General features: G+C 64.9%; 7 protein-coding genes. All 7 read left to right on the top strand.

Annotated elements, in window-relative coordinates; genetic code table 11:
* Positions 1 to 467: 467 nt before the first annotated feature.
* The 7 genes from putP (at position 468) to TAN611_RS14015 (ending at position 13,380) form a co-directional block, all read left to right on the top strand.
* Positions 468 to 1,952: a sodium/proline symporter PutP gene (putP, locus tag TAN611_RS14045; protein WP_105231548.1), complete on the top strand. Its 1,485-nt coding sequence runs from the start codon at positions 468 to 470 to the stop codon at positions 1,950 to 1,952.
* Positions 1,953 to 2,084: 132 nt separating this feature from the next.
* Positions 2,085 to 3,338, top strand: coding sequence for a nitrate regulatory protein (locus TAN611_RS14040; protein ID WP_203066594.1), 1,254 nt, complete (start codon positions 2,085 to 2,087; stop codon positions 3,336 to 3,338).
* Between the two features lie 269 nt (positions 3,339 to 3,607).
* Positions 3,608 to 4,885 (top strand): CmpA/NrtA family ABC transporter substrate-binding protein, encoded by a 1,278-nt coding sequence (locus TAN611_RS14035; RefSeq protein ID WP_203066593.1) that lies wholly within the window; start codon positions 3,608 to 3,610, stop codon positions 4,883 to 4,885.
* Complete coding sequence (ntrB, locus tag TAN611_RS14030) at positions 4,882 to 5,784, top strand: nitrate ABC transporter permease (RefSeq protein ID WP_111736907.1); 903 nt, start codon at positions 4,882 to 4,884, stop codon at positions 5,782 to 5,784. Before TAN611_RS14035 ends, ntrB begins: the two co-directional genes overlap by 4 nt.
* Positions 5,785 to 5,794: 10 nt before the next feature.
* A complete protein-coding gene (locus TAN611_RS14025; protein ID WP_187044522.1) occupies positions 5,795 to 6,583 on the top strand; it encodes an ABC transporter ATP-binding protein in 789 nt (262 codons plus the stop codon).
* Between the two features lie 9 nt (positions 6,584 to 6,592).
* Positions 6,593 to 10,735 (top strand): nitrite reductase large subunit NirB, encoded by a 4,143-nt coding sequence (gene nirB, locus TAN611_RS14020; RefSeq protein ID WP_203066592.1) that lies wholly within the window; start codon positions 6,593 to 6,595, stop codon positions 10,733 to 10,735.
* Entirely contained in the window at positions 10,732 to 13,380 is a 2,649-nt protein-coding gene (locus tag TAN611_RS14015) for a nitrate reductase (protein WP_203066591.1), read from the top strand. The genes nirB and TAN611_RS14015 overlap by 4 nt, the downstream gene beginning before the upstream one ends.
* Positions 13,381 to 13,392: the final 12 nt, after the last annotated feature.

Genomic DNA, 13,392 nt, shown 5'->3' with positions numbered 1-13,392 from the left:
TTGCAACTTTGTGCAACCTTGTTAAATCAGGCTGATTAACGAAGTGTGAGTTAACTCGATTTTTTGGCCGCAGGAAGCGGCATGGTTTTTGCTCGTTATTCAGTGGCTGCCGGGGAATATGCAGTATAACCGGTCACCCCTGAATTTTTATGGTTTATTCTGCCGGGGTGCAACTACGGGTGCGTAGGGGGAGTGCAACCGATAACCTGGTTAAATGTGACGCAGGGTGAACTTTGTGTAACTTTGTTGTTAAAAGTGTTGTTGAATGGCAAAAAGGTCATCTAGGATAGCCAGCGGTCTGACAATACCGGGCAAAAACGAGATTGACTACGCACTGCGCCGACGGCGTTTCGTTCCGACGCGTCGGCAGGCGACAGACACCGCACTACAGCGCGAATTAAAACACCCGAAAGAATTCACGGCGTTGCCGGCGAAGGATGAAGGGGAAAATGAAAGTGGAGAGTTGAATGACAATAAGCACACCTATGCTGGTGACCTTCCTGGTGTATATCTTCGGGATGGTGCTGATCGGCTTACTCGCCTACCGGGCGACCAACAACTTCGATGATTACATCCTTGGTGGCCGTAGCCTGGGCAGCGTGGTGACCGCGCTCTCCGCCGGCGCATCCGATATGAGCGGCTGGCTGCTGATGGGGTTGCCGGGCGCGATTTTCATGTCGGGCATTTCCGAAAGCTGGATCGCCATCGGCCTGGCGATCGGCGCTTATCTGAACTGGAAACTGGTGGCGGGCCGGCTGCGGGTGCATACCGAAGCCAACAACAACGCGCTGACGCTGCCGGACTACTTCACCAGCCGCTTTGAAGACAACAGCAAACTGCTGCGGATAATTTCGGCGGTGGTGATCCTGGTATTCTTCACCATCTACTGCGCTTCCGGCATCGTTGCCGGCGCACGCCTGTTTGAAAGCACCTTCGGCATGAGTTATGAAACCGCGCTGTGGGCCGGCGCGGCGGCGACCATTCTGTACACCTTTATCGGCGGGTTCCTGGCGGTGAGCTGGACCGACACCGTGCAGGCCGGCCTGATGATCTTTGCGCTGATCCTGACGCCGGTGTTCGTGATCCTGGCCGTCGGCGGCATTGATACCTCCATGATGGTGATTGAGGCGAAGAACCCGGCCAACCTGGATATGCTCAAAGGGCTGAATCTGGTGGCGATCCTGTCGCTGCTCGGCTGGGGGCTGGGCTACTTCGGTCAGCCGCACATTCTGGCGCGTTTTATGGCGGCGGACTCTCACCGCACCATCCGCAGCGCGCGCCGCATCAGCATGGCCTGGATGATCCTGTGCCTGGCGGGCACCATCGCGGTCGGCTTCTTCGGCATCGCCTACTTCGCCAATAACCCGGCGCAGGCGGGCAACGTATCGGAAAACGGCGAGCGGGTGTTTATCGAACTGGCGATGATCCTGTTCAACCCGTGGGTGGCCGGTATCCTGATGTCGGCAATTCTGGCGGCGGTAATGAGCACCCTGAGCTGCCAGCTGCTGGTGTGCTCCAGCGCTATTACCGAAGATTTCTACAAAGCCTTCCTGCGCAAAGGCGCCAGCCAGCGTGAGCTGGTGTGGGTCGGCCGCGTTATGGTGCTGGTGGTGGCATTGATCGCCATTGCCTTGGCCGCCAACCCGGAAAACCGGGTGCTGGGGCTGGTGAGCTACGCCTGGGCCGGCTTCGGCGCCGCCTTCGGGCCGGTGGTGCTGCTCTCCGTCACCTGGTCGCGCATGACGCGCAACGGCGCGCTGGTCGGCATGTTGGTGGGTGCGATCACGGTACTGGTGTGGAAACAGTACGGCTGGCTGGATCTGTATGAAATCATCCCTGGCTTCCTGTTCGCCAGCATTGCGATCGTGCTGGTCAGCCTGATGGGCCGCAAGCCTTCAGCCACCATGACCAAACGTTTCGACCAGGCGGAAGCGGAATTTAAAACCGTGTAACGCCTGCTGACGACAGCATGGATGACCAACGGCCTCCCACTGTGGAGGCCTTTTTTATGCCGTATCCGGCGATGACGCCCCGGCACGGTTTTTGCAGGTTTCCGCCTATTCTAGCTGAACGGAGCCTGCACCATGAGCCGCAATTCTGCCTTTCCGCCCAGCGCCGCCGATTTCCTGCTGGCGTCGAAACGCTGTGAGATCGCCGTACTGCAACAGCTGCTGCACATGGGGCAGCTGGTGGGACAGGTGAGCCAACTGATCCATATGCTGCAGCGCGAGCGGGGCACGGTAAATATTTATCTCTGCTCGCAGGGTGCGCTGTTCGGCGATCGGCTGGCGGCGCGGCGCGACGATGTGGCGCAGGCCGAGCGGGCGGTGCAACGTCTGCTGGCGCAGATGGATGCCACCACCGCGCCGCTGGCGGCCGCCGGCCGGCTGTTTGGCCGTATCGCCGGCGCGCTGCAGCATCTCACCGCTTTGCCGGCGCTGCGTCAGCAGGCGGATGCGCGCAGCCTGACGCCCGCCGAGGCGATGCAGCATTTTAACGCGATCATTCACAGCCTGCTGGCGCTGGTGTATGAAGCGACGGATGCCTGCCTGGAACCGGCCATGGCGCGCCGGCTGATCGCCATGTTCAGCTTTATGCAGGGTAAAGAGCTGGCCGGGCAGGAGCGGGCGCTGGGGGCGGCGGGCTTTGCCGCCGGGCAGTTTGACGACGCGGCGCAGCAGCGGCTGCCGCAGCTGATGGACGGACAGGATCGCTGTTTTCACACCTTCGCCGAGTTTGCCGACCCCGCGTCGCTGGCGCAGTGGCGGCGGCTGCAGCAGCAGGACGATCGCGAGTTTGAACGCCTGCGGCGCGTTGCCTGCACCCAGCGGCAGCCCGGCGGCGATCTCAGCCTGCGCTGGTTTGATATCACCTCGGCGCGCATTGATGCGATGAAACAGATTGAGGATCGCCTGGAGGTTGCGCTGATGGACGGCTGCCGCGCCAGCCTGGCCGCGGCGCAGCGGGCGCTGACGCAGCAGGAGTCGACGTGGCCCGCGCCGGAGCAGGGCTATACGGTGTTTGTCAGCGCAGCGGCCGACGGCGACGCACTGCTCGACGACGGCGTTAATCCGCAGTTGGGGCGTTCGCTGATGGCGATGATCCGGCAGCAGTCGCAGCGCCTGCAAACGCTGTCGGAGGAACTGGCGGCGACGCGCGCCACCCTGCAGGAGCGGCGGGAAATCGATCGCGCCAAAAGCCTGCTGATTCAGTATCGCGGTTTGACGGAAGAGAGCGCCTACCAGCTGCTGCGCAAAATGGCGATGGACCAGAATAAGCGTCTGATTGATATTGCCCGCGCCATGCTGGCGGTGGCGGATATCCTGCCGGGGAAATAGCCGAGGGATTTGCACGGCCTCAGTGCAGGCGATGCCTCGCCGTTGTGCAATCGCCGCCATACCGCGTGGTCGCCGTGCGCGTTGGCCCGCGCCAGCCGGCACTGACAAACATTGGCACGTAAACTGCATTGTTTTATGCGTTATCAGCCAACGGCGGTTGATGACCTGACTAATTTGGATAAAGGCGTCCTTTCTGTGCGTTTCACCGTGGGTGAAGCGCGCCGACGGGACGCCTTTTTTGTTTTTCGCACCCAGATGAGGAGCTGTTGATGACGCACACCAAATCGGCGGGAATGGCGCTGTCGCGCCGCCGCTTTCTGCTCGGCAGCGCGGCGTTGGGCGGCAGCATGATGGCGCCGGGTCTGTTCAATGCCGCCTGGGCGGCAGGGTCGGACGCGCCGGAGAAAAAACGGCTGCGCGTCGGCTTTATTCCGCTCACCGACTGCGCCTCGGTGGTGATGGCGGCGGTGAAAAAGTTTGATGAGAAATACGGCATCGAAATCATTCCCAGCAAAGAGGCCAGCTGGGCAGCGGTGCGCGACAAGCTGCTGTCCGGCGAGCTGGACGCCGCCCATGCGCTGTACGGCATGATTTACGGCCTGCAGCTGGGCGCCGCCGGCCCGCAGCGCGATATGGCGGTGTTGATGACGCTGAACAATAACGGCCAGGCCATCACCCTGGCCAACCAGCTGAAACAGGCCGGCGTGCGTGACGCCGCCGCGTTGAAAACGCTGATCGACCGCGAGGAAAAGGGCGCCTACAGCTTCGCGCAGACCTTCCCCACCGGCACTCACGCCATGTGGCTGAATTACTGGCTGGCCCACGCCGGCATTCACCCCTACAACGACGTGCGCAATCTGGTGGTGCCGCCGCCGCAGATGGTGGTGAACATGAAGATCGGCAATATGAGCGGTTTTTGCGTCGGCGAGCCGTGGAACCAGCGTGCGATTGCCGAAAACATCGGCTTTACCGCCGTCACCACGCAGGAAATCTGGCCGGATCATCCGGAAAAGGTACTGGGCACCACCGACGACTGGGTGCGCGCCCACCCGAACAGCGCGCGCGCCCTGACGGCGGCGGTGCTGGATGCCGCGCGCTGGATCGACGCCTCCGACGCCAACCGTGTGGCAAGCGCCAACCGGCTGGCGGGGCGCGCCTACATCAACACCAGCGCGGCGTTTCTTACCGGGCGCATGCTGGGCGACTACCAGAACGGCCTGGGCAAACGCTGGCAGGACGCGCATGCCATGCGCTTTTTCCACGACGGCGAGGTGAGTTTCCCGTATCTGTCCGACGGCATGTGGTTCCTGACCCAGCAGCAGCGCTGGGGGCTGCTGAAGGCCGAACCGGATTATCTGGCGGTCGCCACGCGCATTAACCGTATCGATATCTACCGGCAGGCGGCGACGGCGGTCGGCGGCGTCAGCCTGCCGGGCAGCGCGATGCGCGCCAGCACCCTGATCGATGGCAAACGCTGGGACGGCAGCAACCCGGCGGCGTACGCCAACAGTTTTGCTGTTAAACGTGACGTGAGAGGTAGGCAATGAAAAATCTGGCTGAACGTATCGACGCCGCCGCCGAGCCGGTGAGCGCGCAGATTGTCCCGTTGAAAGAGGTGCAGACTGCGGCTGCCCCGGTTCCGGAAACCAAGACACCGCCGCGCCGCCGCCTGCGCTGGCAGCCGCTGCTGCGGCGTGCGCTGCCGGCGCTGCTGGGCCTGCTGCTGGCGATCGCCGTCTGGCAGATTGTCGCGCAAAACAGCGAGGGCATCCCGACGCCGCTGGCTACCTGGCAGGCGGCGCTGACGCTGTTTGCCGACCCGTTTTATTACGCCGGGCCGAACGATCAGGGGCTGGGCTGGAACGTGCTGGCGTCGCTGCAGCGCGTGGCGGGCGGCTTTGCGCTGGCGGCGCTGGTGGGCATTCCCGTCGGCTTTCTGGTCGGCCGCTTCGCCTTTATGGCGCATATGCTGGGGCCGATTATCTCCCTGCTGCGTCCGGTCAGCCCGCTGGCCTGGCTGCCGATCGGCCTGCTGCTGTTCCAGCGTTCCGAACCGGCGTCGACCTGGACCATTTTCATCTGCTCTATCTGGCCGATGATCCTCAATACTGCCGAGGGCGTCACGCGTATCCCGGCGGATTACCTCAATGTGGCGCGGGTGTTGAAACTGTCGGAGTGGACGGTGATGCGCAAGATCCTGTTTCCGGCGGTGCTGCCGTATGTGCTGACCGGTGTGCGGCTGTCGATCGGCATCGCCTGGCTGGTGATCGTCGCGGCGGAGATGCTGACCGGCGGCGTCGGCATCGGCTTTTGGATCTGGAATGAGTGGAACAACCTCAACGTCGAAAACATCATCGTCGCCATTCTGGTGATTGGCGTCGTCGGCCTGCTGCTCGAGCAGGGGCTGATGTGGCTGGCAAAACGTTTTAGCTATCAGAACCCTTAAGGAGTCCGCGATGAAACCGATTATCCAGATCCAGAACGTCAGCCAGCGCTTTGATACGCCGCAGGGCGAGTTTGTCGCCCTGCATCAGGTCAGCATCGATATTCAGCCGGGTGAAACCGTCAGCCTGATCGGCCACTCCGGCTGCGGCAAATCCACGCTGCTGAACCTGATTGCCGGGCTGACGCTGCCGAGCGACGGCGTGCTGCTGTGCGATAACCGCCAGATCGACGGCCCCGGCCCGGAGCGTGGGGTGGTGTTTCAGAACCACTCGCTGCTGCCGTGGCTCACCACCTACGAGAACGTGGCGCTGGCGGTGCATCAGGTGTTCCGCGGCCAGATGACCCGCGCTGAAATGCGCGACTGGATCGAACATAACCTGGCGCTGGTGCATATGAGCCATGCGCTGCATAAACGGCCGCATGAAATTTCCGGCGGTATGAAGCAGCGCGTCGGCATTGCCCGCGCGCTGGCGATGAAGCCCAAAGTCCTGCTGATGGATGAGCCGTTCGGCGCGCTGGACGCGCTGACCCGCGCTCATCTGCAGGATGCGGTGATGGATATTCAGCGGCGGCTGCATACCACCATCGTGCTGATCACCCACGATGTCGACGAAGCGGTGCTGCTGTCTGACCGGGTGATGATGATGACCAACGGCCCGGCCGCCACGGTCGGTGAAGTTCTGCAGGTAGCGCTGGAGCGCCCGCGCTCGCGCGTCGCGCTGGCGGATGACCCGGCCTATCACCGTTACCGCCAGCAGGTGCTGACGTTTTTGTACGAAAAGCACGCCAAGGCGGCGTAGGAGATGAGTATGGCAACGCAGCAACGCCTGGTGGTGATCGGCAACGGCATGGCGGGCATGCGGCTGGTGGAGACGCTGTGCCGGCTGGCGCCGCAGCGCTATGCCATCACGGTGATCGGCGAGGAGCCGCGCGGCAACTACAACCGTATTCTGCTGTCGCCGCTGCTGGCGGGCGAGAAATCCTTCGACGACGCGCTGCTGCATCCGCTGGCGTGGTATCGCCAGCAGGGTGTCGCGTTGCGGCATGGCGAAACGGCGCTGGCGCTGGATCGGCAGACGCGGCGGGTTATCACCCGCGCGGGCAGCGTCGCCTATGACCTGCTGGTGTTCGCCACCGGTTCGCGGCCGTGGATGCCGCCGACGCCGGGGATTGAACTGCCCGGCGTGTACGGCTTCCGCACGCTGGATGACGTCGAGGCGATGCTCGGCCGCTGCCGTCCGGGGGCGCGGGCGCTGGTGGTGGGCGGCGGCGTGCTGGGGATTGAGGCGGCGGCGGCGCTGGCCGCCCGCGGCGTGCGCAGCGCGGTGGTGCACCGGGGCGAGTGGCTGATGGAGCGTCAGTTGGATGCGCGCGCGGCGGGCATGCTGCAGAACAACCTGGCGGCACGCGGCATCGACAGCCATCTGGCGACGCAGGTCAGCGCCTTTTACGGCGACGGCGAACTGCAGGGCGCCAGACTGAGCGACGGGCGCGAACTGGCCTGCGATCTGGCGGTCATTGCCGCCGGCGTGCGGCCGGCCATCGCGCTGGCGCAGCAGGCCGGGCTGGCCTGTCAGCGCGGCATCATGGTGGACGAGCACCAGCAGACCGACGATCCGGCGATCTACGCCGTGGGCGAGTGCAGCCAGCTGGGGGAAACCACCTTCGGTCTGGTGGCGCCGTGCTGGCAGCAGGCGACGCTGCTGGCGCAGCGGCTGGCCGGGCAGGCGAGTGAACCCTTCCGGCCCGCGCCGCTGAACACTCGCTTAAAGGTCAGCGGCATCGACATGCTGTGCGCCGGCGAGGTACAGCCGGCAGAGGGCGATGAGGTTCATTACGCCGAAGATCCGCAGGCGCAGCACTACCGCCGCCTGCTGCTGCGCGACGGCGTACTGCACGGCGTGCTGCTGTATGGCGACGCCGGCGACGCGCAATTTTATCTGCAACGGCTGGGCCGCCCGGTGACGGATCCGGCGGCGCTGCTGTTCGGCAGGACAGAGTGTGAAGCCGCAGTGACGGCGAACGAGAGGAAAAGCGATATGCACAAACCCGTATTGTTGGTCGCCGGTCACGGCATGGTGGGACATCACTTCCTGGAACAGCTGGTGGCGCGCGAGCTGCATCAGCGCTACCACATTGTGGTGTTTGGCGAAGAACCGGTGGCGGCGTATGACCGCGTGCACCTGTCCGAATTCTTTGCCGGCCGCAGCGCGCAGTCGCTGTCGGTGGTGGAAGATGGCTTTTTTGACCGCTACGGCATTGAACTGCGGCTGGGCTTGCGGGTATGCGCCATCGACCGTCAGCGCAAGTGCGTCACGGATAGCGAAGGGCGGGAAACCGCCTATGACCAACTGGTGCTGGCTACCGGTTCTTATCCGTTTGTGCCGCCGATCCCCGGTAACCAGCGGCCGGACTGTCTGGTGTACCGCACGCTGGACGATCTGGCGGCCATTGCGGCCAGCGCGGAGAGCGCCCGGGTCGGCGTGGTGGTGGGCGGCGGCCTGCTGGGGCTGGAGGCGGCCAACGCGTTGCGTCAGCTGGGGCTGGAAACCCACGTGGTGGAATTCGCGCCGCGCCTGATGGGCGTACAGTTGGATGACGGCGGCGCCGCCATGCTGCGTAAAAAAATTGAGGCGCTGGGGGTCAACGTGCATACCGGCAAGGAAACCCGGGCGATAGAGGACGGCTTGTTACACCGTCACAGCATGCACTTTGCCGACGGCGGGCGGCTGGAGGCCGACCTGATCCTGTTTTCCGCCGGCATCCGCCCGCGCGACCAGCTGGCGCGGGATGCCGATCTGGCGCTGGGCGAACGCGGCGGTATCGTGATTGATGACCAGTGCCGCACCAGCGATGCGGCGATTTTCGCCATCGGCGAGTGCGCGCTGTGGAACGGGCAGATTTTTGGTCTGGTGGCACCGGGCTATCAGATGGCGCGCACGCTGGCGGATACGCTGGCCGGCGGCGTCGCGCAGTTTTGCGGTGCGGATATGAGCACCAAGCTGAAACTGTTGGGGGTGGAGGTGGCGTCAATCGGCGACGCCCACGGCCGCAGCGCCGGCAGCCAGAGCTACAGCTGGGTTGACGGACCGGCGGAGGTCTACAAAAAGCTGGTGGTTTCCGCCGACGGCAAAAAACTGCTGGGGGCGGTGCTGGTGGGCGACAGCGCCGAATACAGCACGCTGTTGCAGATGATGCTGAACGATCTGCCGCTGCCGGCGGCGCCGGAAAGCCTGATCCTGCCGGCCGCCGCCGGCGGGGCGCCAAAAGGGCTGGGGGTGGCCGCATTGCCGGCCGGCGCGCAGATCTGCTCCTGCCATAACGTCAGCAAGGGCGATATCGGCGCGGCGGTGGAACAGGGCTGCGGCGATCTGGCGGCGGTGAAAAGCTGCACCAAGGCGGGCACCGGCTGCGGCGGCTGCGCGGCGCTGGTGAAACAGGTGCTGGAGCATGAACTGGCGCAGCGCGGCGTCGAGGTGAAAAAAGACGTCTGCGAACATTTCGCCTATTCCCGCCAGGAGCTGTACCACCTGGTGCGGGTCGGTAATATCCGCAGCTTCGACGAACTGATGGCAAAACATGGCCGCGGCCAAGGCTGCGAAATCTGCAAGCCGCTGGCAGCGTCGATTCTGGCCTCCTGCTGGAATGAATACCTGCTGGAGCCGCAGCACCTGCCGCTGCAGGACACCAACGATCGCTTCTTCGCCAATATTCAAAAGGACGGCACTTATTCGGTCGTGCCGCGGGTACCGGCCGGCGAAATCACGCCGCAGGGGCTGATCGCCATCGGGCAGATCGCCCAGCGCTATCAGCTGTATACCAAAATAACCGGCGGCCAGCGGGTGGATATGTTCGGCGCGCGCCTGGAGCAACTGCCGGAGATCTGGCAACAGCTGGTGGAGGCCGGTTTTGAAACCGGCCACGCCTACGGCAAATCGCTGCGCACGGTGAAATCCTGCGTCGGTTCCAGCTGGTGCCGCTATGGCGTGCAGGATTCCACCGGGCTGGCGATTGAGCTGGAGAACCGCTACAAGGGGCTGCGTTCGCCGCACAAAATCAAGATGGCGGTATCGGGCTGCACGCGTGAATGCGCCGAAGCGCAGAGCAAAGACGTGGGGGTGATCGCCACCGACAAGGGCTGGAACCTCTACCTGTGCGGCAACGGCGGCATGAAACCGCGCCATGCCGATCTGTTTGCCAGCGATCTGGACAGCGCTACGCTGATCCGCACCATCGACCGTTTCCTGATGTTCTATATCCGCACCGCTGACCGGCTGCAGCGCACCAGCACCTGGATGGATAATCTGGAGGGCGGGCTGGACTATCTGCGCCAGGTGGTGCTGGAGGACAGCCTCGGCATCGCCGCTGAACTGGAAAACGAGATGCAGGCGGTGATCGCCAGCTACCAGTGCGAATGGCAAACCACGCTGGCCAGCCCGGAGAAACTGCGTCAGTTCCGCGCGTTCGTCAACAGTGACCAGCCGGACGAGACGGTAGTGTGGCAGCCGGAGCGCGGACAGCGCCGCCCGGCCGAGGCGCGCGCTCAGGTGATTGAGGTGCAGCCGGCGCGGGAACCTGGGGCGCAGTGGGAAGATGTGTGTGCGCTGGGCGATATTCCGCCGCACAGCGGCATCGCCGCCCGGGTGGCCGGACGGCAGGTGGCGCTGTTTCACCTGCCGGGCGCCGGCGTGTACGCGCTGGCCAACCGCGAGCCGGGCAGTTCGGCCAACGTACTGGCGCGCGGTCTGCTGGGTGACGCGGCGGGCGAGCCGGTGGTGATCTCGCCGCTGTACAAGCAGCGCTTCCGCCTGCGTGACGGCGTCAGCCTGGAGGACAGCAATGTGCGCCTCGAGGTCTGGCCGGTGCGGGTGGATCAGGAGCGGGTGTGGGTGTACGGCGAGCCTGGCCCGCTGCAGCCACAGGCGCAGGAGATGGCGGGGGCGGCGTTATGAACGCGCCGCACTGCACCACCTGCCCGTATTGCGGCGTCGGCTGCGGCGTGGCGGTGACGACGCAGGGCGACGGTATCAGCATCAGCGGCGATGCGACGCATCCGGCCAACGGCGGCCGGCTGTGTGTCAAGGGCAGCGCGCTGGCGGAAACGCTGGATCTGCAGGGGCGGCTGCTGCAGCCGCAGGTTGACGGTCATCAGGTCGATTGGCCGCAGGCGCTGGAGACGGTCGCCCGGCGCTTTGCGCAGATCATTGCGCAGCACGGGCCGCAGGCGGTGGCGTTTTACGCGTCCGGCCAGCTGCTGACGGAGGATTACTATGTCGCCAATAAGCTGATGAAAGGTTTTATCGGTGCGGCCAATATCGACACCAATTCGCGTCTGTGCATGGCGTCGGCGGTGGTGGGCTACAAACGCGCCTTCGGCGGCGATGCGGTGCCCTGCAGCTATCAGGACGTTGAATTGACGGATGTGGCGATCCTGTGCGGATCCAACGCCGCCTGGGCGCATCCGATCCTCTACCAGCGCCTGATGCGCGCCCGTCAGCAGCGGCCGGCTATGAAGGTGGTGGTGATCGACCCGCGCGCCACCGCCAGCTGTGACGACGCAGATCTGCATCTGGCGCTGCGTCCCGGCAGTGACGCCGCGCTGTTTAACGGCGCGCTGCACTGGCTGGCGCAGCAGGGCTTGCTGGATGAGACATTTTTACAACGCCACACCGAAGGCGCATCGGCGGCGCTGCAGGCGGCGCAAGCGTGGACGCCACAGCGGGTGGCGCAATACTGTCAGCTGCCGCTGGCGCAGGTGACGGCCTTCTTCCACCTGCTGGCGGAGGCGAAAAACTGGCTGACGCTGTATTCCATGGGGGTGAACCAGTCGTCGAGCGGAGCGGATAAATGCAACGCCATTATCAACCTGCACCTGGCCGGCGGCCGCATCGGCAGGGCGGGCTGCGGGCCGTTTTCGCTGACCGGTCAGCCGAATGCCATGGGCGGGCGCGAAGTGGGCGGGCTGGCTAACCAGCTGGCGGCACACATGGGCTTTGGCGAGGAGGAGGTCGACCGCGTGCGGCGTTTCTGGCAGGCGCCGAACATTGCGCGCCGGCCGGGGCTGAACGCGGTGGATCTGTTCCGCGCGGTGGCCGACGGTACGGTGAAGGCGGTATGGATTATGGGCACCAACCCGGTGGTGTCGTTGCCGGACGCCGATCGGGTGCGTCAGGCGCTGAAAGAGTGCCCGCTGGTGGTGGTGTCCGAGGTGATGGCCGACACCGATACCGCCGCGCTGGCGCATATCCGCCTGCCGGCGCTGGCATGGGGGGAGAAAGAGGGCAGCGTGACCAATTCGGAGCGCTGCATTTCCCGCCAGCGCGCTTTTCTGCCGCCGCCGGGCGAAGCGCGCGCCGACTGGTGGATCCTCAGCCGGGTAGCGCAGCGCATGGGCTACGGCGCGGCGTTCGGCTACCGCCATCCGGCCGAGATTTTCAGCGAACATGCGGCACTGTCCGGTTTTGAGAATCAGGGGACGCGGGCGTTTGATATCAGCGGGCTGGCCGGGCTTGACCGCCAGGCCTGGCGGCAGATGACGCCGCTGCAGTGGCCGGTGAACGCGCAATACCCGGCGGGGTGTCAGCGGCTGTTTGCCGACGGGCGTTTCTTCCACCCCGACGGCAAAGCGCGTCTGCTGCCGATCGCTCCGCGTCTGCCGCAGCATGCGCCGACGTTGCGCTACCCGCTGGTATTGAATACCGGACGCATTCGTGACCAGTGGCACACCATGACGCGTACCGGCAAAACGGCGCGACTGATGCGCCATATCAGCGAGCCATTCTGCGCGCTGCACCCGCAGGATGCGGCGGCGCTGGACATTGCCGACGGCGAGCTGACGCGCCTTGCCACGCGCCACGGTTGGATGATCGCGCGTGCGCAGCTGACGACGGACCAGCGCCGCGGCAGCGTCTTCGTACCGATGCACTGGAATGACCGTTTCACCGCGCAGGGGCGGGTGGACAGCCTGATCCCGCCGGTGGTCGACGCGCTGTCCGGCCAGCCGGAGAGCAAGCATGCGCCGGTACGCGTCAGCCGCTGGCCTGCCTGCTGGCAGGCGGAGATCTTTTTGCGCGGCACGGCGACGCCGCCGGCAGGCATCTACTGGAGTCGGGTCACGCAGGCACAGGCGACGCATTTTATTATGGCCGGCCAGCAGCCGGTGGCGGATTGGGAAGCTTGGCTGCAACAGCACTTTGGCCTGGAGGGGTTGACGCTACAGAGCGCGTCGCTGTCGCAGTACGGCTATCACCTGATCGGCTGGCGGCGGGGAGAGGTGCAACTGGCGTTTTACGTGCGCCGGCAGGCGCTGGCGCTCGATCGGGCGGCAATCCTGGCGGCCTTTGCGCAGGCGCCGCCGTCGGGGCCGCCACGGCTGGCGCTGCTGGCCGGCCGCGCCGCGCCGGGGCAGGCGGCGCAGGGGCGGACGGTGTGCAGCTGTTTTGGCGTCGGGGAGCCGCAGATTATGGCGGCGATCGCTCAGGGCTGCGGCAGCACTGAAGCGTTGGGCGAAGCGCTGCGGTGCGGCACCAACTGCGGCTCCTGCCTGCCGGAATTGAAGAAGCTGCTGGCGCAGCACGCCGGCCGGCAGGTGGCCTGAAGGCCGGGCGTT

It is taken from the genome of Serratia sp. Tan611 (genome assembly GCF_905188235.1).
GTDB classification, from domain to species: domain Bacteria; phylum Pseudomonadota; class Gammaproteobacteria; order Enterobacterales; family Enterobacteriaceae; genus Serratia_B; species Serratia_B rhizosphaerae.
The sequence above is the reverse complement of the archived record's forward strand: the minus strand, read 5'-3'. Positions and strand labels throughout refer to the sequence as shown.

What these genes read in the sequence shown, in the direction of transcription:
- putP (WP_105231548.1), top strand. Translation starts at nt 468, where the DNA reads ATGACAATAAGCACACCTATGCTGGTGACCTTCCTGGTGTATATCTTC.
- TAN611_RS14040 (WP_203066594.1), top strand. Translation starts at nt 2,085, where the DNA reads ATGAGCCGCAATTCTGCCTTTCCGCCCAGCGCCGCCGATTTCCTGCTG.
- TAN611_RS14035 (WP_203066593.1), top strand. Translation starts at nt 3,608, where the DNA reads ATGACGCACACCAAATCGGCGGGAATGGCGCTGTCGCGCCGCCGCTTT.
- ntrB (WP_111736907.1), top strand. Translation starts at nt 4,882, where the DNA reads ATGAAAAATCTGGCTGAACGTATCGACGCCGCCGCCGAGCCGGTGAGC.
- TAN611_RS14025 (WP_187044522.1), top strand. Translation starts at nt 5,795, where the DNA reads ATGAAACCGATTATCCAGATCCAGAACGTCAGCCAGCGCTTTGATACG.
- nirB (WP_203066592.1), top strand. Translation starts at nt 6,593, where the DNA reads ATGGCAACGCAGCAACGCCTGGTGGTGATCGGCAACGGCATGGCGGGC.
- TAN611_RS14015 (WP_203066591.1), top strand. Translation starts at nt 10,732, where the DNA reads ATGAACGCGCCGCACTGCACCACCTGCCCGTATTGCGGCGTCGGCTGC.